The 19,024-nt window shown below is 61.8% G+C and carries 14 protein-coding genes and 1 pseudogene; 9 read left to right on the top strand and 6 right to left on the bottom strand.

Annotation, left to right across the window (positions count from 1 at the left end):
- Positions 1–91 precede the first annotated feature (91 nt).
- From AC1Q6I_RS22765 to AC1Q6I_RS22740, 6 genes and pseudogenes are all read right to left on the bottom strand, one after another.
- The gene (locus AC1Q6I_RS22765) at positions 92–1,012 is read right to left on the bottom strand and encodes a substrate-binding domain-containing protein (RefSeq protein WP_024074732.1); all 921 of its coding nucleotides are present in this window, start codon (positions 1,010–1,012) and stop codon (positions 92–94) included.
- A 17-nt stretch (positions 1,013–1,029) separates the two neighbouring features.
- On the bottom strand, positions 1,030–1,785 hold the full coding sequence (locus AC1Q6I_RS22760; RefSeq protein ID WP_370531119.1) for a methyl-accepting chemotaxis protein: 756 nt from the start codon (positions 1,783–1,785) through the stop codon (positions 1,030–1,032).
- 102 nt (positions 1,786–1,887) lie between these two features.
- Positions 1,888–2,307, bottom strand: a pseudogene (locus AC1Q6I_RS22755) (HAMP domain-containing protein); the annotation flags it as partial.
- 981 nt (positions 2,308–3,288) lie between these two features.
- On the bottom strand, positions 3,289–4,539 hold the full coding sequence (locus tag AC1Q6I_RS22750) for a glycoside hydrolase family 68 protein (RefSeq protein WP_024074730.1): 1,251 nt from the start codon (positions 4,537–4,539) through the stop codon (positions 3,289–3,291).
- Between the two features lie 251 nt (positions 4,540–4,790).
- Positions 4,791–5,096, bottom strand: coding sequence for a pectate lyase family protein (locus AC1Q6I_RS22745; protein WP_256581295.1), 306 nt, complete (start codon positions 5,094–5,096; stop codon positions 4,791–4,793).
- Between the two features lie 300 nt (positions 5,097–5,396).
- Positions 5,397–6,896 carry a CoA-acylating methylmalonate-semialdehyde dehydrogenase gene (locus AC1Q6I_RS22740; RefSeq protein ID WP_024074728.1) on the bottom strand — a complete coding sequence of 500 codons (1,500 nt, stop codon included), beginning with the start codon at positions 6,894–6,896 and terminating at the stop codon, positions 5,397–5,399.
- A gap of 109 nt (positions 6,897–7,005) precedes the next feature.
- Here AC1Q6I_RS22740 and AC1Q6I_RS22735 point away from each other — a divergent pair, with 109 nt between their 5' ends.
- From AC1Q6I_RS22735 to AC1Q6I_RS22695, 9 genes are all read left to right on the top strand, one after another.
- Entirely contained in the window at positions 7,006–7,944 is a 939-nt protein-coding gene (locus AC1Q6I_RS22735; protein WP_024074727.1) for a LysR family transcriptional regulator, read from the top strand.
- A gap of 576 nt (positions 7,945–8,520) precedes the next feature.
- Positions 8,521–10,392 (top strand): 3-dehydroquinate synthase, encoded by a 1,872-nt coding sequence (locus AC1Q6I_RS22730; RefSeq protein ID WP_102624903.1) that lies wholly within the window; start codon positions 8,521–8,523, stop codon positions 10,390–10,392.
- A gap of 5 nt (positions 10,393–10,397) precedes the next feature.
- A complete protein-coding gene (locus tag AC1Q6I_RS22725) occupies positions 10,398–11,267 on the top strand; it encodes a UbiA family prenyltransferase (protein ID WP_041160900.1) in 870 nt (289 codons plus the stop codon).
- A complete protein-coding gene (locus AC1Q6I_RS22720; protein ID WP_024074724.1) occupies positions 11,264–11,947 on the top strand; it encodes an EboA domain-containing protein in 684 nt (227 codons plus the stop codon). The genes AC1Q6I_RS22725 and AC1Q6I_RS22720 overlap by 4 nt, the downstream gene beginning before the upstream one ends.
- Positions 11,948–11,986: 39 nt before the next feature.
- Positions 11,987–12,871 carry a TatD family hydrolase gene (locus AC1Q6I_RS22715; protein WP_024074723.1) on the top strand — a complete coding sequence of 295 codons (885 nt, stop codon included), beginning with the start codon at positions 11,987–11,989 and terminating at the stop codon, positions 12,869–12,871.
- The gene (gene eboE / locus AC1Q6I_RS22710) at positions 12,868–14,088 is read left to right on the top strand and encodes a metabolite traffic protein EboE (protein ID WP_024074722.1); all 1,221 of its coding nucleotides are present in this window, start codon (positions 12,868–12,870) and stop codon (positions 14,086–14,088) included. The genes AC1Q6I_RS22715 and eboE overlap by 4 nt, the downstream gene beginning before the upstream one ends.
- Positions 14,078–15,514, top strand: coding sequence for an alkaline phosphatase family protein (locus tag AC1Q6I_RS22705; RefSeq protein ID WP_024074721.1), 1,437 nt, complete (start codon positions 14,078–14,080; stop codon positions 15,512–15,514). Before eboE ends, AC1Q6I_RS22705 begins: the two co-directional genes overlap by 11 nt.
- On the top strand, positions 15,493–16,632 hold the full coding sequence (locus AC1Q6I_RS22700; RefSeq protein ID WP_102624902.1) for a hypothetical protein: 1,140 nt from the start codon (positions 15,493–15,495) through the stop codon (positions 16,630–16,632). Before AC1Q6I_RS22705 ends, AC1Q6I_RS22700 begins: the two co-directional genes overlap by 22 nt.
- Positions 16,633–16,642: 10 nt before the next feature.
- Complete coding sequence (locus tag AC1Q6I_RS22695; RefSeq protein WP_102624901.1) at positions 16,643–19,000, top strand: hypothetical protein; 2,358 nt, start codon at positions 16,643–16,645, stop codon at positions 18,998–19,000.
- Positions 19,001–19,024: the final 24 nt, after the last annotated feature.

Genomic DNA, 19,024 nt, shown 5'->3' with positions numbered 1-19,024 from the left:
GTTGACGTTTTTCGCGAGCAAGCTCGCTCCTACAGAAGGCGATGCATTTGACCGCGTTCCAAGGCTGGATCGAGGTGCTCAGTCCGAGCCCCTATTCAAACGCCTGGCGATTCTCCGGTGTGATCAACTTGAACGGCACCCAGACCACCGTCGACTCCAGCACCTCGCCGCGTACCAGGCGCAGTGCGGTGTCCACTGCGCCGCCGGCCTGGCCTGCGGCGTCCTGAAATACGCTGACCGCCATCTTGCCCTCAGCCATCAATTTCAAACCGTCCGGGGTGCCGTCGATGCCGCCGACCCAGTAGTCCTTGGCCTGCTTGCCGGCCTTTTCCAATCCCATGATCGCGCCGATCGCCATTTCATCGTTATTGGCCGCAATGATCGAAAAATCGACGCCCTGCTTGATCCAGTCAATGACAATCGTGGCAGCCTGGCTACGCTCCCAGTTACCGACTTTTTTCTGGACGACTTTCATATCCGGGTATTTGGCGACGACTTTTTCCACGTCTTCGGTGCGCATCAAGGAGGATGCGTTGGCCGGGTCGCCCACCAGAATCACCACATTGCCCTTGTAACCGGCGCGGCGCGCCAGCTCTTCCATCTGCAACGTCCCCGACTCCAACTCGTTGGAGCCGACAAACGCGGTCTGCGCCGGCCATTTTTCCGGGTTCGGATTGCGGTTGACGAATACCAGCGGGATCTTTGCGTCCGTGGCCAACTGCATCATTTGCGCCGCACTTTTGCCGTCAACCATCGCGACGATAATCGCGTCCACCTTGGCGTTGACCAGGTTGCGGAATTGGCGCATCTGCAAATCGATGCTGTCCTGCCCGTTCTCCATAAAGATGTCGACGTTCATGACGCTGGCCTGTTGCTGCACCCCATTGCGCAGCAGGGTCTGGAAGTTGTCGTCGTATTTTGCCATGCCCACACCCAGCAAGGGCGTGGCGGCCTGGGTGGGGCCCGGAATGAACAGCGTCGCCCCCAAGGCGAGCATTAACCATGCTTTCATGTTCTGACTCCCGCGGCTCAAACGCTGAAATGATGGAGCAGCTCGCGCTGCACCTTGGCCATGTCCGACAGCTCGTGGCTGCTGATGGCGGACTGCTCCGCACCGTCTGCCGTCTGCTGGGCCGAATCGTTGATCTGGATGACCATCCGACTGGTTTCCTGCACCGTGGCGCTCTGCTGCTCGGTGGCGGCGGCAATCTGAATATTCATGTCGCGGATACTGTCGACCGAATCGCTCATCGACAGCAGCAAGTCACCGGCACCCGAGGCCAGGGACACGCACTGGCTGGACTGCGCCTGGCTTTCGTTCATCACGTGCACCACCGAGTGAATTTTTTCCTGCATGAGCCCGATCATGTCCTGGATTTCGCTGGTCGAGGTCTGGGTACGGCTGGCCAGGGAACGCACTTCATCGGCCACTACCGCAAAACCACGTCCCTGCTCGCCGGCACGGGCCGCTTCGATCGCCGCATTCAGGGCAAGCAGGTTGGTCTGTTCGGCAATGGTGCGAATGGCGACCACAATGCCCTCGATGTTCTGCCCGTACTTCTGCAACTCATCGGTCACCTGCGTGGCTTTGTTCACCTGGTCAGCCTGCTGGCGGATATTGACGATGGTCTCGGCCACGCGCGCCTGCACCTTGTGGGTGAGCTCACTCGTGTCGTCCACGGCCTGGCGGGTGTCCTGCGCACGCCGGGCCACCTCTTCGACCGTGCTTTCCATCTGCGTCATGGCCGAGGCTGCCGATTGCAACCGGTCCTTCTGCTCATCCACCACACGGGTGGTCTGTTCGCTGTTCAAGGCGTTGCTGCCGGCGGTAACGGCCAGCGCATCGGCAGAGCTGATCAATTCACGGAAGGTTTTCTGCAGGGCCTTGGTCAGTTCGTTCAGGTAACCCCCCAACTCACCGAACTCATCTTTACGGCTGACATCGAAACTGACCCGCATGTCGCCCGCAGTGAGCGTCTTGAGGACTTCGCGAAACGCCGCCAGCGGACGCCGCAAGCTGAAGGCGACCCAGGTGCCAATCAACACCGCCGCCAGCACCGCAAGCACACACGCGATCAACAGCAAGCTGCGGCTGGTGCCGATGGTGGCATTGGCAGACTGACTGGCCTGGTTGGCCACCTCCAGGGACTGGCTGCCGAACTCGCCAATCCTGTCCAGGGTGGCTTTCAGCGCCGCCTCCACCGCATTGCGTTGCTGCTGCACCTGCGCGGCCAGTTTCGCCTCCACCTGATAAGCCTGGAGCAAGCCGTCAGGGGCGGTCAGATCCGTCAGCAGACGGTTGACCATGACCCCGGCAATCCGCCCGACCCGCGGGTCAATCGCCGTCAGGGCCTGGGCCCGGGTGCTGATCACTTCGTCTTGCAGATTGAGCACACGCTGTAATTTATCAATGGCGGGCGTGACAGCATGGGCCGCGAAGCCATCGTAGGATTTGTTGACTTCCAGCAGCAGCTTTTCCGCTGCGGCAACCTGTTGCGGCTCGCCGACACTGCGCGCATGCGCGATGTAATCACGCAAATAGCTGGTCAACTGCATGGCCTGCGCGCTGCTGTAGCCTTGCAATTTGCGCGTCAGCGCCAACTGCTGCACATGTTGCAAGTGGGACGTCATCAACGCCTGCGCCTGTTCGGCGTAGGCCGCTACCTCTTGGCGCTGCTGCGCCAGGTTCGCCCGCAGCGCTTCATGCTCGCCTGTGTAGGCAACGGTGCTGTCGAGTAACTGATTGAACTGAGCGATGCTCTCGGTAAACGGTCGCTTGCCGTCCTCGATCTGCTTGGGGTCGGTGCTGATCTGAATGGCCAGCAATGCCTGGTTGGCGCGTAGGATATGCACATACAGCTCACTGGCGGCCCGGCTCAAGGGCGCCGACTGGCCGGTAATAATGGTCAAGCGACTGCTGATGGACTGCGTGTTCTGATAGCTGATCCCCGCCATGATCAGCAGTAACAGCACCAACACCGCAAACCCGCCGATCACACGCTGCAATATGGTCATGGCCACCCCTTTTGATTTTTATTCGTTGACCTGAGCGACGACCAGGCGTGCCCCTACGAGTTCGGGATCACTCGTGGTGCTAGTGCCTGTATCGGCCGGGTGGGCTGGGACTTGAGCGGTGAAGACAGGCTGTAACGCGCTCAAAAAAATGTGGGAGGGGGCTTGCCCCCGATAGCGGAGTGACAGTCACTGTATATGTGCCTGATACACCGCCATCGGGGGCAAGCCCCCTCCCACCTACCTGATGAAATCAGGCTGGCTTTTGCACTGGGGTTACTGGCTCAACACCACATCCCGCATCGCCGGAATGTAGCCGTAGTCATAAGACTCCTGCACAAACGAGCGAGCGCCCTTCAACACGATCCTGACCGTCGGCGCTTCGGTCCCGCCGATGCGGTAGTCATCGCCGGTGGTGGGTACGCTGTCGATGAACGACGTCACCAGGCCGTTGGGCATCACGCAGTGAGAGTACGTCTGGAACGGCTGCGAAGGCGGGTTGCCGAGTACCAGCCCCGACGCATTCATCGGTGCATAGGGGCCGAACAGATGATCGCTGACAAAGCCATAGACGCCATCCGGACCCGTCACGCCATCCGCGTAGGTGAACTTGTGGCTGATGGTGAACAGGTAGTACTTGTTGTCCTGGAACACATAGTGCGGGCGCTCGGTCTGGTCATTCACCCCGACGGCAGTCACCAGCGGCGGCAGGATTTCCCACTCGTCACCGTTGAGGTCCTTGGCCACGGCGATGCCGATGCAACCCACCTGGTAGCGGGCGCCGCCCACGTCCTCATGCCCCGGTGGCACCAGTCCCAGCTCGTTCGGGCCCACTTCGTGAGTCCCGCGCTCGCCGGCCACATTGCCTTCGAACACCATGTACAACTTGCCATCGACGGGGTCGATAAAGGGGCTGGGATCGCGAAAGTTCCAGGTCGCGTTCTGTGCTTCGGTTTGGTAGTAGGTGCCATCGGCCTCGAACAACGACTTGACCTGATCAAAGCCCTGGAGGGTGACACCGGTGTCCGAGGTGACAACCTGGCCCCTGACTTTGGCAATCGTGGCACCCGGCGTGACGCAGGTGTAGTACAGGTCGATATCACCGTTGTTATTCAACAGGATCGGCGTGCCCGCCCATTCACGGGTGGTCGGCGAAACCCCTTCGGCCATGACACGGCCGCCGAAGATCCAGTCCTTGCCGGTACGCGAATACCAGTAGCAGATACGCGCATGACCATGGCGGTCTTCCCAATCGCGCTTGATGTCGTAGCGGCCATCGGCGTTGATGAATTGTGGATCATGGGGGCGACGATCGGCGGTCAGGGTGAAGATCACTGACCAGCCATCCACCGATACCACCGTGCCATCGAGTTCACGCAATGGCATGGTGTCCCAGATAAAGACCGTGTCACTCATGACAGGAAAGTCAGGACTCACTAACGGCTGTGTCGTCGTCGGGTCATTTTCATTAACTTTCAGCGCATCGGCCCGTGTCCAGCGAGTGGGTGTGTGATTCGCATGTTTCATGATGATGTCCTTTTGCTGACGCTTAAGTGACAAGCGAAGATTAAATAGCACCTGACAGCCCACAACTTAATGGCGACTGAAAGAGCATATGATAGTTGCATCTGCAAGTGCGAAAACAGGTTTAACATGGAAGCCTGAATATCACAACATGAGGGATTATTTAGATTACAAAGGCCATCACTGTGTTTATATCCTTGATATAAATACAGTGGCACTTGCAATAAATGACAGCTCAGTAGAAAGCGAGCCAATCAATCACCGAACACCCGCGCCGCGGCCTTGGCCCCGGCGTTCTTCTGGGTAAAGCCCTTGGCTTGCGCCGCCGCCTTCAAGGTTTGGGCGTCGTTGGAAGTTGCCGTCCATTGTGTTTTAGGCGACTTCTGATGGGTGATCGGCGGCACACTGTTTGTATCAGTGAACATCCCGCTGCCCTTGCCATCCAACATGCCTTTGTTTTGGCTGCGCTCGCCAAAACAATTACGTTCAGAAAGGATATTGGCATTCTGCGCCAAGGTGAAACCGGTCAAGCCGATGAGTTTGCGTTCTGGATAGGACATGAGTTCCCTCTCTCGATATAAAACGGCTCGGTATAACGAGCCTGTGCATCAAGTTAATCCGTTAACTTGCACACAGTGTTTGGCATGGCTGAAGTTGCCGAGTGTTGGTCGATCAGCGCTTAAACACTGTGTTTATGTACAGTATTCTTGAATCACTGAATCGTCAACCCTTACGCGGTCAAAAAAAATGGGAGGGGGCTTGCCCCGAGGGTGGTGGGTCAGTCGACATCTCTACGACTGATCCACCGCCATCGGGGGCAAGCACCCTCCCACATTTGCCCTGCGGTGTTCTTCCAAGCGTTATTTGGACACAGGCATCGCAAACTCCGCACCCTGCTCGATGCTTTCCGACCAACGCTGCATGATCGACTTCTGCTTGGTGTAGAAGCGCACGCCTTCGGTGCCGTAGGCATGCATGTCGCCAAACAGGCTCTTCTTCCAGCCACCAAACCCGTGCCAGGCCATCGGCACCGGGATCGGTACGTTGATGCCGACCATGCCCACTTCGATACGCCGCGCAAACTCGCGGGCAATGTTGCCGTCGCGGGTAAAGCAGCTGACGCCGTTGCCGAACTCGTGGTCGTTGACCAGCTTCACCGCCTCGGCAAAGTCATTCACGCGCACACAGGCCAGCACCGGGCCGAAGATTTCTTCGCGGTAGATGCTCATCTCTTTGGTCACGTGGTCGAACAAGGTCGCGCCGAGCCAGAAGCCGTTTTCCAGGCCCGCTTCGGTAGGCACATAGTCACGCCCGTCGAGCAGCAGTTGCGCGCCGGCCTGCACGCCTTGTTCGATGTAGCCGCTGATGCGCTCCAGGGCGGCGCGCGAGACGATCGGGCCCATTTCGGCCTTGAGGTCGCGGCCGTCGGTGATGCGCAGTTGCTTGGCTCGTTCGGTCAGGGCGGCGATGACTTTGTCGCCCACATCGCCCACCAGCACCGCGACGGAGATGGCCATGCAGCGTTCGCCGGCACTGCCGTAGGCGGCGCCCATCAGCGCGTCGACGGTTTTCTCGATATCCGCGTCGGGCATTACCACCATGTGGTTCTTCGCGCCGCCCAGGCCCTGGACGCGCTTGCCGTTGCGCGCGCCGGTTTCGTAGATGTATTGGGCGATCGGCGTGGAGCCGACAAAGCTCACGGCCTTGACGTCCGGGTGTGCGATCAGCGCGTCCACCGCTTCCTTGTCGCCCTGCACCACGTTGAATACACCTTTGGGCAGGCCGGCTTCATGCAGCAGCTCGGCCATGAACAGCGAGGCGCTCGGGTCGGTCGGGCTTGGCTTGAGGATGAAGGTGTTGCCCGCCGCGATGGCGATCGGGTACATCCACATCGGCACCATCACCGGGAAGTTGAACGGTGTGACGCCAGCGACCACGCCCAGGGGCTGGCGCATCGTCCAATTGTCCATGCCACGGGAAACCTGGTCGGAGTGTTCGCCCTTGAGCAGGTTGGGAATGCCACAGGCGAATTCGAGGATGTCGATACCACGGTCGACTTCGCCCTGGGCATCGGTGAAGACCTTGCCGTGTTCAGCAACGATGATGCGCGCCAGGTCGTCCTTGCGCTCACGCAGCAGGTGCAGGTATTCGAACAATACGCGGGCGCGGCGGATCGGTGGGGTGTCAGCCCAACGGGTGAACGCGGCTTGCGCGGCGGCGACGGCCTCATCGACCGTCTGCCGGCTGGCCAGGGCGACGCGGCCGGTCACTTCGCCGGTGGCCGGGTTGTAGACGTCCTGATAGCGATCATCGCGGCTGACGCGCTGGTCGTTGATGTAGTGCTCGATTGTTGTAGTCATGGCAGTAGATCCCAGGTGGGTTGCGTTGGGACACACGATAGGCTTTCGGTTTGTTCCAAACCAGAGCAGAATCCAGAACTGATTGTCCTCATAGGCGAACAATAACCCCATGGAAAAATCCGAGATCGAAGGGCTGTGGACCCACATTCACTGGCTCTCAGTGCTGGAGGAACACGGCACCTACACCGCTGCGGCCGCGCGCCTGGGGGTGAGTAAATCCGCGGTCAGCCAGCGTATTTCCGACCTGGAGAAAGCCACCGGCACACGCCTGGTGACGCGCACCACGCGCAGCGTGCGGTTGACCGATGCCGGGTTGTCGTTGACCCGTGAAGTGCGCGGTGCCTATGAGCAAATCGCCCGCAGCTTCTCGTCCGTGCGCGATTCCGCCGGCGAGATTCGTGGCCTGGTGCGCTTGACCGCCCCCGTGGCATTCGCCCGGCAACAGCTGGTGCCGCACCTGTCGGAGTTCCTCCAGCACTACCCGCAGGTGCGTATCCAGCTGGACGTGTCGGACGCCTTGAGCTCGCTGGCCGCCGAAGGCTACGACCTGGCGGTGCGCCACGGTTTCCAGGTACCGGAAACCCATGTGGCCTGGAAGCTGTGCGACACCACCTCAGTGCTGGTTGCCAGCCGTGACTACCTGCAACGCCACGGTGAACCGCGCGCGCCCGCCGACCTCAGCGCACACAACTGCCTCTATTACCCGCGCGGCACCGACCAACCGGCCTGGACCTTCGAGCGCGGCAGCAGGAAAGTCGAACGGGTCACCGTGCCCATCGCCGGCAGCTTCTCCACCAACAACAGCGAAGCCTTGCGCGACGCGGCGCTCAACCACCTGGGCATCGCCCTGCTCCCGGACTTCAGCGCCCACGCCGCCCTGGCCGGCGGCAAACTGGTGCAGGTGCTCAAGGACTGGACGCTCAAGGGCGCGTTTGCCGATGAGATCTACCTGATTCGGCCCTACTCGCCCCATGTACCCAAGTCGGTGAGTGCGCTGGTGGGTTACCTCAAGGAAAAACTCTCTAGCGGCTTTCGTTTCCTCGGTTAGCGCACGCCGGCTCAGTGGCCTCTTGATCGCATCCGTGCGCACCCCGCAGCATTGCGGGCAACGCTGCACACAACGGGTTTAAAGGCCAATAACGCAGGTCCCTTTAGTTGCTGGACGCTCCCGAAACAATTCCACGGCGTGAGCACACCCACATTAAACGGAATCATTCTCGACAAATACAACGTGGAACAACGCTATATAGCGAACGGCAATAATTCATCCCCGAAAACAACACGCTTCGCGCACTTGAACATCAATGACTCATTCAAGACAAACACGTTTGACGGGTTATTGGCGTCATTCAAAACACTATGCAACTCGTTGTATTAAATCAATAAATACCATCACATAAAACCCGTCTCGACCTGCTTTCAGTCGCGCTTTAAAACGCTGTCGCCCGACAAACTTGCAAAAAAACCACAACCGACTAAGTTCATCCATACCATGAAGGCAATCAGCCATTGCCCGTATAAACAGCCATCCAGGCGAGGAATTTTATTGCTCTGAAAACCGACCAGACGCAGCGTTAACACAAGACACGGAATTTAAGTCTTAACACTCAAAAGGGATGCTTTGATGAAGCGCAGCCGGTGGTATCGTGCGTTCTCGAAAAAGGGGCCAGTTGAACATTTCTGGCTGTCATTGCTGTGCTTTTCGGGGCTGGTCATCGCCAGCTTCCTGTTGTTCGAGCAACAGATCCAAGACGTCCTGATACACCTCAACCTCTATCAGCCGACGACCCCCACGCAAACATTCAACCTGGCGCTGCTGCTGATTGCCCTGCTCGCGCTGGACGTGGTGCTGCCCGTGCCGTCGAGCCTGGTGGCGCTGCTGGCGGTGGCGATGCTGGGCAGCCTGGGCGGTTACCTGGTGATTTTCATTGGCCTGTGCCTCGGTGCCGGGTTGGGGTACGCCCTGGGGGCCGGGTATTTTCGCCTGCTGTCAGGCCGCCTGGGCCTGCATCAGCGCCAACCGGGGCAGTTGGCGTATCGCTTGGGCACACTCTCGCTGATTTGCCTGCGTGGCGTACCGGTACTGGCGGAAACCTCGGTGGTGGCCGCCGGCATGCAGCGCTATCCGCTGCGGGCATTTACAGTCATCACCACCCTGGCCAACGCGGGCCTGGCCCTGGCCTACACGGCTATCGGTACATTCCTGATCGAGCAAAACGCGCTGCTGGTGACGATCCTCGCCAGCATGGTGTTGCCGGTGGTGTTTGTGGCGGGCTACAGCCTGTTCAAGGCCGCGCGCAAGCCGCACGCCGAGCAAGCGCTGCACGGGCGCTTCGAAGTCCGTTATGACTACCCGGTGGTGTTCACCGACCATCTGTTCGCCCCGCTCAACCCTTGCCTGCATCGCCAACTCACCGCCCAGCACAGCGGCCCGGTGACGGTACTGGTGTTCGCCGATGAACAACTGTTGCTCAGCACACCGCACCTGCTGGAAGAGATCGACAGCTACTTTGCCGCGTATCCCGACTTGCATCTGCAGGCGGCACCGATTGCGCTGCCGGCCGGTGAACTGAGCAAGCACGCGCAGGTACTGGAACGGCTGTACAGCGACATGCTGCAACACGGCCTGGACCGGCATTGCTACGTGCTGGCCCTGGGCGGCGGTGCGGTGCTGGATGCAGTGGGCTACGCCTGCGCCACCTTCCATCGTGGCATTCGCCTGATCCGTATCCCGAGCACCGTGCTGGCGCAGAACGATGCCGGTATCGGCGTGAAGAACGGCATCAATGCCTTCGGCCAGAAGAACCTGTTGGGCGCCTTCTACCCCGCCACGGCGGTGCTCAATGACTTTCAACTGCTGACCAGCCTCACCCGCCGCGACCAGATCGCCGGGCTGGCCGAGGCGGTGAAGGTGGCGTTGATCAAGGACCGGGCTTTTTTCGAATGGATGGAACAGCACGCCGACGCCCTCGCCCATTTCGATCACGCTGCCAGCCGCTACGCCATTCGCCGCTGCGCCGAACTGCACCTGCACCACATCACCGGGGCCGGCGACCCCTTCGAACGCGGTAACGGCCGGCCCCTGGATTACGGGCACTGGGCCGCGCACAAACTGGAAAACCTTAGCCATCACCGCCTGCGCCATGGCGAGGCGGTGGCGGTAGGCATGGCCCTGGATGGGGTGTACGCCAATGCCCTGGGGCTGCTGGGCGATGCCGACATCGAACGGATCATGCAGTTGTTGCTCACGCTCGGTTTCAACCTGTGCCCACCGGAGCTGGCCTTGCGGGACGCGCAAGGTCGCTCGCCGGTATTGCTCGGGCTGGAGGAATTCCGTCAGCACCTGGGCGGGCAACTGTCGATCCCGATGCTCTGCCGCATCGGGGAGTCGGTGGACCTGCACGAAATCGACAACGCGAAGATGGAAGCTGCCCTGCAACGCCTGCTGAGTCGCAGCGATGCCGCGCTGCCGCTGGGTGAGGGCTACGCACAATGAGCCCGATGAAAACCTGGATGACCCTTGGCCGCGTCTCCAACCTGCCCACAGTGTGGACCAACACCCTGGCCGCCGCCCTGCTCGCCAGCAGTGCCGGCGCCCTGGCGCCGCCGTCATGGCTGGTGTGGGGGTTGCTGTTGATCACCCTGTCGCTGCTGTACCTGGCGGGCATGCTGCTCAATGACCTGCTCGATGCCGACTGGGACCGGCAACACCACAACCCGCGCCCGATCACCCTGGGCCTGGCCAGCCGCCAGCAAGTCGGCGTGGCGACCGCGCTGTTGCTGAGCCTGGCCGCTGCCGCGGTGCTGGGCCTGAGCCGCTTGATCGATGAGCCGCATTGGTTGCTCGGCGGCGTACTGCTGCTGGTGGGCTGCATCTTCGGCTACAACCTGCTGCACAAGAAGTACGCCCACAGCGTGTGGCTGATGGGGGCCTGTCGCTCGGCGCTGTACCTCACCGCCGCCGCCAGCCTGGCGGTGCCACCGGAACCGATCTGGCTCTGCGCGATCCTGCTCGGCGTGTACATCAGCGGCCTCACCTACCTGGCACGCCAGGAACACCGCAACCAGCTGATCAGCCGCCTGCCGTTGCTGCTGATGCTCAGCCCGCTGGCCCTGGCGATCTACTCCAACAACCTGTGGTTCTGGCCGGTGCTGCTGTTGTGGCTCGGTTGGTTGGGCTGGCACTACCACCAACACCTGGCCAACCCGCAACAGCGCCAGGTTCGCGCGTTTATCGGTGCCGGCCTGGCCGCCCTGCCGTTGTTCGATGCACTGGTACTGGCCGTGGCCGACCAGCCGGTTGGCAGCCTGTTATGTGTGCTGGTGTTTTTCCTGCTGCCCCACTTTCAACGCTGGATCAAGCCGACATGAACATGCGCCAGGATTGCCTCACCGAACATCGCCAAAACTTGAGCCAGCAGCTGGATAACACCGAGCAACAATGGTGGCAGCAGGCGCAGCAACGGCTTGTGCAACAGCCGGACGCCGACACGGCCGCACTGTTGAGCGGCCAGTGCAAGCGCCAGTTGAAAGCGCCCGTGGTCGCGCTGGCGCGGGCCTTGCTGTTGGCCCAGGTGCTGGAGACCTGCGCCGCTGCCGAGCGATTGGCACTGCTGCGCCAGCTGTTCCTGTGGGGCGACGACCTGGAAAAAATCGCCTTGCTCAACGCTCTCGACTGGCTCGACAGCGACGGGCAGTGCCTGGCGCTGGCGCTGCAGGCCGGGCGCACCAGCAACCCCCAGGTGTTTGCCGCCCTCGCCCTCGACTCCGCCTACCCGTCGCGTCACTACCCGGAGCACGCCTTTCACCAACTGGTGCTCAAAGCCCTCGGCATGGGCCTGGACATCACGCGCCTGGTCGGCCTGGCGCAGCGCCACAGCGTCAGCCTCAACCAGCTGGCCCTCGACCTGCTGGACGAACAGCTCGCCGCCGGGCGCAGCGTGTCCCCCGGCCTGCCCCGGGTGATCGCCTTCAACCTGCTCAGCCCGGCACAACTGCAACGCCTGCGCGGCCTGTGCCTGCCGCCGGAATGGCACACGTACCTGAATTGACGCCCAGTGCCGCCCCTTTTCCCTTGACGAGGATCCACCATGCTCAAGTATTTCGACCCGCACATTCATATGGTCAGCCGCACCACCGACGACTACCAGAACATGGCCGCCGCCGGGATCACCGGGGTGATCGAGCCGGCCTTCTGGCAGGGCCAGGCGCGCACCAGTGTCGGCAGTTTCGTCGACTACTTCGACACCCTGCTGGGCTGGGAGCGCTTTCGCGCCAGCATGTTCGGCATCCACCATTTCTGCACCATCGGCCTGAACCCCAAGGAGGCCAATGACCTGTCGATCGCCAATGAAGTGCTGGGGATTTTGCCGCGCTACCTGGTCAAGGACGGTGTGGTGGCCGTCGGTGAAATCGGCTATGACGACATCACCCCCGAAGAGGATCGCTTTCTCGCCGCCCAGCTGGAGCTGGCCAAGCAATTCAACCTGCCGGTACTGGTGCATACGCCGCACCGCGACAAGATCGGCGGCACTAAACGCACCCTGGCGGTGATCCGTGAGGTGGGGATTGCCGAACACCTGGTCATCATTGACCACCTCAACGAGCTGACCTTGCCGCTGGTACTGGACAGCGACTGTTGGCGCGGGCACTCCATCTACCCCAATACCAAGATGTCCGAGCAGCGCATGGTCGCCCTGCTCCAGGAATACGGCACCGAAAAAATGGTGGTCAACAGCGCTGCCGACTGGGGCATCAGCGACCCGCTGAAAGTGCCCAAGACCGGCGAAGCGATGCTGGCGGCCGGGTTCACCCAGGCCCAGGTCGAACAGGTGCTGTTCCATAACCCGGTGGACTTCTTTGCCCAAAGCGGGCAACTGGACAAGGCCCTCGTCAGCACCCCGCTGCCCATCGACCAGCGCAAGCAATGGCAGGAAAACTCGGCCCTGCGCGGCCAGGACCCGGTGATCAAATGAACGCCGTCAGCGGCTGGACAGCCCCCCGGGTCGGCTACTGCAGCAACGTCCACCCCACCCGTGACCTCGCCGGGCTGCGGGCCTCGATCGCGCGGCACTTCCAGGGCGTGCGGCGCTTGCGCGGGCTCGACGAACAGGACAGCGGCTTGTGGATTTGCGCGCGCGCGGCGGCCGAACTGCAACAGGCGTCGGCGCGTGAGTCGTTCCTGCAATTGCTGCAACACAGCGGCCTGCGCCTGACCTCGCTGAACGGCTTCCCCTATGGCGAATTCCATCAGGGCGCGGTGAAAGCCGAGGTGTACCTGCCCGACTGGGCCGACCCACAACGCCTGGCGTACAGCCTGGACCTGGCGCGAATCCTCGCCCAGGCCTTGCCAGCCGATTGCGCGCAGGGGGTGATTTCCACGGTGCCCCTGGGCTACGCCGCCACTTGGACCCCAGCACGGCAGGCACGCGCCGATGCGCACCTCAGCCAACTCACCCGCGCACTCGCCGCGCTGCATCGGCAAACCGGCAAGAAAATCCTGTTCTGCCTGGAAATGGAACCGGACTGCGTGCTGGAAAACACCGCGCAGGCCATCGCCTTCTTCCAGCAACGGCAAACCTTCGACCCACACCATGAGTACCTGGCGCTGTGTTTTGATGTATGCCACCAGGCCGTGATGTTCGAAGACTGTTATGAGTCGTTGACGCGGCTGCACCAGGCGCGGGTGCCGGTGGGCAAGATCCAGCTGTCCAACGCGATGATTTGCCGCTTGCCGCCTCAAGGCGATCAGCGCCGCGACCACGTGCTCAAGACCCTGGGACATTTTGCCGAGGCGACCTACCTGCATCAGGTCAAGGCACTCGATGCGCAAGGTCGCCTGGTTGCCTGGGCCGACTTGCCCGCGGCCCTCAGTGACTGCGCGCAGTTCACGGAGCTGCGCATTCATTTCCACATCCCGCTGTTCAGTGAACACCTGCTGTTGCCGGAGCTGACGGGCAGCCAGGTCGCCCTGGCGCAGACCTTCGACTACCTGGCGGGCCATGTGGACTGTCGGCCGGTGCTGGAAGTCGAGACCTACAGCTGGGGCGTGTTGCCCGCCCAACTGCGCCCGGCCACCGAGCCGGCGCAACTGGAGGGCATCGCTGCTGAACTGCGCTGGGTCGAAGACCAACTGCGCCAGCGCAACCTGTTGCACGCTGCGGTCCAGGAGGCCTACGCCCATGCCCTCTGAGCAACCGCTGTTGTTGATCAATGTGGTGGGCTTGACGCCCTCGTTGTTGGGCGAAGCCACGCCGCAGATCAATGCCCTGCTCAGGACTGCCAAGCTGGCCCACCTGCAACCGGTGTTCCCGGCGGTGACGTCGACGGTACAGGCGTCGATCCTGACCGGGGCACCGCCGTCGCAACACGGTATCGTCGGCAATGGCTGGTACTTTCGCGACCAGGCCGAAGTGCGCTTCTGGCTGCAACCCAATGCGCTGGTCCAGGGCGAAAAGGTCTGGCACACGCTCAAGCGCGAGTTCCCGGCTTTTCGCTGCAGCCAATTGTTCTGGTGGTACAACATGTACGCCGACGTGGACGCCGCCATCACCCCGCGCCCGCATTACCCGGCGGACGGGCGTAAACAGTTCGGCCTGTACTCGTCACCGCCCGGGCTGCATGAACAGATCGAACAGCAGATTGGCGAGTTCCCGTTTCCCGGGTTCTGGGGCCCGGCGGCCGGCATCGCGTCGAGCCGCTGGATCGTCGATTGCGCCATTGCCGAGTTCCAGATCAACCGTCCCCACCTGCAATTGGTCTACCTGCCCCATCTCGACTACAGCTTGCAGCGCCTGGGCCCGGATCACCCGTCGATCGTCGACGAAGTGCGGGCCATCGACCGTGAAGTCGGCCGGCTGCTGGCCTTCGCCAAGGTGCAGGGCGCCGCGGTGATGCTGCTGTCGGAATATGGCATCGAGGCCGTCGAGCAATCGGTGTCGATCAACCGTGTATTGCGCACCGAAGGCTGGTTGCAGGTGCGCCAATCCCTGAGCTGGGAGCTGCTCGACCCCGGCGCCAGCGCGGCCTTCGCGGTGGCTGATCATCAGGTTGCGCATGTCTACGTCAAGCAGGCACAGGACATCCCTCGGGTCAAAGCCCTGTTGCAGCGCCAGCCCGGCATCGAGCAGGTGCTGGACAAAGCCGAGCAACGCGCCTGGCAACTGGATCACCCGCGCAGCGGCGAGCTGGTGGCCGTGGCCGCCGCCGGCAGCTGGTTTGATTACTACTACTGGTTCGACGACCGCAAGGCCCCCGACTTTGCCCGCACCGTGGACATCCATCGCAAGCCTGGCTACGACCCGGTCGAGCTGTTTATCGACCCGGCGATCCGGTTCCCCATGTTGAAAGTGGCGCGCCGCCTGCTGCAAAAAAAGCTCGGCTTTCGCTACTACATGGACCTGATCCCGCTGGACACCTCCCTGGTCCGCGGCAGCCACGGGCGCCTGCCGACCAGCGTGCAGACCGGCCCCCTGCTGATCACCAATTGTGATCTGCCGATACCGCAGCAGCTTGCGGCGACGGCAGTGAAGCAACTGCTCCTGGAACACTTCCTGGGGCGCCCACACACCGAACTGGCCATTGCCAAGGAGCTTTCATGCGGCGAGCCTTCTCTATAACGGTCCTCAGTGCATTGGCCGGGTTGGCCCAGGCACAGGACACCAACCCCTTCGATTGCAGCAACTTCCTGCAATTTGGAGGCAACCTCGACAAGACCCGGGCGGCCTTTGTGCAAAGCCCGGACACCCTGGCCTGGAACTGGTTTGCCTGCCTGAACCAGCCCGCCAGCGTGCAGAGCCCCGACCGGGTCTGGGAAACCCTGAAACCCTCGGACCAGGTGTACCTGGCCAACGGCGCCCCGCCCCAGCCGTACAACCAAAATACGCCGCCGCCAGACGCCGTGCTGCAACAGGCCAAGGCGCTGGGCATGAACCTCAGTCGCACCTTTCACAACCTCAATGCCACGCAGCAGGTGGACGGGCTGATCCTGGAAATGGGCGGCCAGGTCCCCAAGGACCAGCAAGGCCAGGCGGTGCGCTTCCAGTTGTTGATGGGCGCGGACACGTTCGACTACATCGTGCAGCAGAAGGTCTACAACGTGAACGGCCAGGCCGCCTTGACCAGCGATCTCAACTTCCCCGCCACCGCCTGGGAACTGAAAGCCGCGTGGCTGTGGATCGGCAACGACCCCAGCTACCAGCAGCAACTGGCCAACGATGGCTACTACATCGCCCAGGCCTACTACCAGCAAGGTGAACAGTACCAGGTGGGCTATGCCGCCTTGAGCGGCTTGCATGTGATCAACAAGCTGAACCCCGACTGGGTCTGGACCACCTTCGAAAACCGCCACAACAGCCAGTACACCGTGACCAATGCGGTGCCGCCCACGCCGATGACCAACAGCACCGGGCCGACACCGGCGGCACAGCCGGTCAACACGCTCTTCCAGGCCCAGTACGCCGAACTGGCGCAGTACGAGTTGATTGGCGTGCAGTCCAACACCACGCCCACCCTGCTCGCCAATTCCCAGCTGGAGTCGGCCTTCCAGAGCCAATCGTCGTGTTTCGCCTGCCACGCTACAGCCGCGTACTCGGCGAAACAGGGCTACTTCAATTTCGCCCTCAAGGAACAGGGCGGCATCGTGTACCCCACCGCCCTACTGCCGGCCACCGACTTTGTCGGTTACCACAAACTGGACTTTGTCTGGTCGCTCAAACGCGCCCAGTGGCAACGCTAAGGAGCCTGACATGAGCGTATTGAATTTCCCGCGTATCTACCTGGGCGGCCATCTGTTCTGGAACCCGCCGACCGCTAACAACAACGACATGTACCCGCTCTACGATGCGGTGAAGATGCAGATGAACTGGCGGTTCCTGGACAGCTTCAACGTCACCCCGCAGAACGCCGCCAGCACCTTGCTGCCGTGGACGATCGCGCCACTGCCACACAGCCAGATCCCCGGTTATGTCCTGCAAGTACCGGGCAACGCCTCGCAGTTGACCACGCCGATGATCCCCGGCGAATGGAACCTGTTCGGGGACAATGCCTGCGGCACCGTGAGCTACAACCAGATCCAGTCCGTGGTCACCGGCGGCGAGTTGCCCACCGGGGGGTATGTGAGCCAGGACCCGCTGATCAACCAGAGCTTCCAATTGCTCGGCAACCCGTTTGGCAGCAACGCGCCCACACCGGCGCGCTTTGTCGACGTGAGCCCCTGGCAGAACACCTTCACTGCGCTGTACTTCGACAAACTGGTGCTGGGCACCGACCAATGTGGCCTGACGCTCAAGCGCGAGCACCGCATGCTCGACCGCTTCCTGAACTTCAACTGGGCCAACCTTGGCGGGCTGAGCTACGTCACCACCACCTGGCAGACCTGTTTCCCGAAAGAGAACCTGGCCTGGGTCATCGGCAACTCGGCCTTGCTGCAAAACCTGCAGGCGCAGATGGAACAACAAAAAGCCAAGGGGCTGATGTTTCGCTTTTCCACCTACCTGACGTGCTACGACAGGAACGGTATTTTCAATAACTGCCCGCCCATCGACACCCACTCCTCCAGCCCCGAAGCCCTGGCCAAGGTGACGGCGATGTATCAACAAGGGCTGGATAACGTCGGCGATATTTTCTTCAACCCGGCCTACAGCCGCACGGTCGGCACCCTGGGCCTGTGGCTGGACGGTGAATTCCCCACCGCCCCGGCCGGTCGGCGCCTGATCCCGGCCAACCCGGTGCCGATCACCTCGCCCACGCAAACCACCTCGGCCAAACTCGGCGTGATCTCGGCGCAGGCCCATGGCGATACGTTGTCGCTGGACCTGGGCAACGCCTTTCCGTTCTACCCGGTCGACAAGACCGCGCCCATCCCGGTGGCGGCCAAGTTCCAGGCCGGCAACTACCAGATCGGTATCCGGCAGGGCGAGCAATTCAGCCCGTTGGCCAGCTTCGGCTATGACGATTACCAGCAGGCGGCGTTCGACCAACGTGCGGGTATCCTCGACCTGCCCCTCACCGCCCAGGCCCAGGCGCAGCTGCAAACCGGCACGCTGGAACTGCAATTGCAAGGCGCCACCACGCCCCCCGCCGCCACCCAGCAAATGTGGACAGCCGAAGTGGTGCAGAGCGCCAGCTTCATCGACGTGGGCGACACCAAGACATTGCAGATCATGGTGCAATACGATGGCCTGCCAGCGCCGGCCGGGACCGTGTTGTGGGTGGCGGAGTACAGCAATGCCTACATGCTGTGCACCACCGATTACTACCTGGCGTTCAGCAACGCGGCCGACTTCACGCTGTTCAACAACGACCCGCAAAACCCGATCAAGAACAGCGCCAACCTCCCGCAATTCAACGGCACGTCGACACTGCTCGCCGAAGTCACCGAGGGCACCGGTCGCCAGCTCATGGCCACGCGGATCGTCGAATCAGACGATCAAACGGTGCCGGTGACCTACCAGCAATTCCTGCCGACACCCGCCTCGGTCGCCCTCAGCCCGTGCCTGTCGTTCGCCAACCCGATCCCCCGGCAAGGCACGTTGCAAGACCCGCTCAGCAACACGGTGCAGTACAGCGTGACCCAGATCCAGACCGACGCCAACGGCATTGCCAACCTGACGGTCACCGCCCAGGCCCCTGGCTTTCCGACCCTGCGTTTCTTTGTGCAGGAAGGCCAGCAGGCGCCGGTGATCCCGTTCAGTTTCCCGCTCAATCAGGCCTTCACCGACTTCCTCGCGCCACTGCGCGTGTTGCCGCTGGAGCCGCAGATGCAGCAGGACTTTGTCGACGCATGGAACCAGGTCTACCAGCGTGAAGACGCCGGCCAACTGATCTGGGAGAGCTTTATCTACCCCTTCATCCTGCAACCGTTCTATTACCTGTACCCGATCATGAGCAAGTACATGCCGCTCAATTCCCTGACGCGCATCGAAGGTGCCGTCGACCAGCTGATTGTGTTGATCAGCAAGGAGTACCAGGAGGAAAGCACCCTGGCGATGCCCATCACCCGCGACATGCCGCAAAGCCGGCGCGCCGTGCTGGAGCTGTGGGCGCAGGCTCTGGTGAAGCGCAATTACCCACCCGTCCCGCTCAGTATGAGCGACTACTCGTAAGCCTCGGACAGGACCACCGGGTGA

It is taken from the genome of Pseudomonas sp. MPR-R2A5 (genome assembly GCF_058793055.1).
Note: the sequence above shows the minus strand (reverse complement) of the source record. Positions and strands in the feature narration are given on the sequence as shown.

What these genes read in the sequence shown, in the direction of transcription:
- AC1Q6I_RS22735 (WP_024074727.1), top strand. Translation starts at nt 7,006, where the DNA reads ATGGAAAAATCCGAGATCGAAGGGCTGTGGACCCACATTCACTGGCTC.
- AC1Q6I_RS22730 (WP_102624903.1), top strand. Translation starts at nt 8,521, where the DNA reads ATGAAGCGCAGCCGGTGGTATCGTGCGTTCTCGAAAAAGGGGCCAGTT.
- AC1Q6I_RS22750 (WP_024074730.1), bottom strand. Translation starts at nt 4,539, where the DNA reads ATGAAACATGCGAATCACACACCCACTCGCTGGACACGGGCCGATGCG.
- AC1Q6I_RS22765 (WP_024074732.1), bottom strand. Translation starts at nt 1,012, where the DNA reads ATGAAAGCATGGTTAATGCTCGCCTTGGGGGCGACGCTGTTCATTCCG.
- AC1Q6I_RS22705 (WP_024074721.1), top strand. Translation starts at nt 14,078, where the DNA reads ATGCCCTCTGAGCAACCGCTGTTGTTGATCAATGTGGTGGGCTTGACG.
- AC1Q6I_RS22745 (WP_256581295.1), bottom strand. Translation starts at nt 5,096, where the DNA reads ATGTCCTATCCAGAACGCAAACTCATCGGCTTGACCGGTTTCACCTTG.
- AC1Q6I_RS22695 (WP_102624901.1), top strand. Translation starts at nt 16,643, where the DNA reads ATGAGCGTATTGAATTTCCCGCGTATCTACCTGGGCGGCCATCTGTTC.
- AC1Q6I_RS22740 (WP_024074728.1), bottom strand. Translation starts at nt 6,896, where the DNA reads ATGACTACAACAATCGAGCACTACATCAACGACCAGCGCGTCAGCCGC.
- AC1Q6I_RS22715 (WP_024074723.1), top strand. Translation starts at nt 11,987, where the DNA reads ATGCTCAAGTATTTCGACCCGCACATTCATATGGTCAGCCGCACCACC.
- eboE (WP_024074722.1), top strand. Translation starts at nt 12,868, where the DNA reads ATGAACGCCGTCAGCGGCTGGACAGCCCCCCGGGTCGGCTACTGCAGC.
- AC1Q6I_RS22725 (WP_041160900.1), top strand. Translation starts at nt 10,398, where the DNA reads ATGAAAACCTGGATGACCCTTGGCCGCGTCTCCAACCTGCCCACAGTG.
- AC1Q6I_RS22700 (WP_102624902.1), top strand. Translation starts at nt 15,493, where the DNA reads ATGCGGCGAGCCTTCTCTATAACGGTCCTCAGTGCATTGGCCGGGTTG.
- AC1Q6I_RS22720 (WP_024074724.1), top strand. Translation starts at nt 11,264, where the DNA reads ATGAACATGCGCCAGGATTGCCTCACCGAACATCGCCAAAACTTGAGC.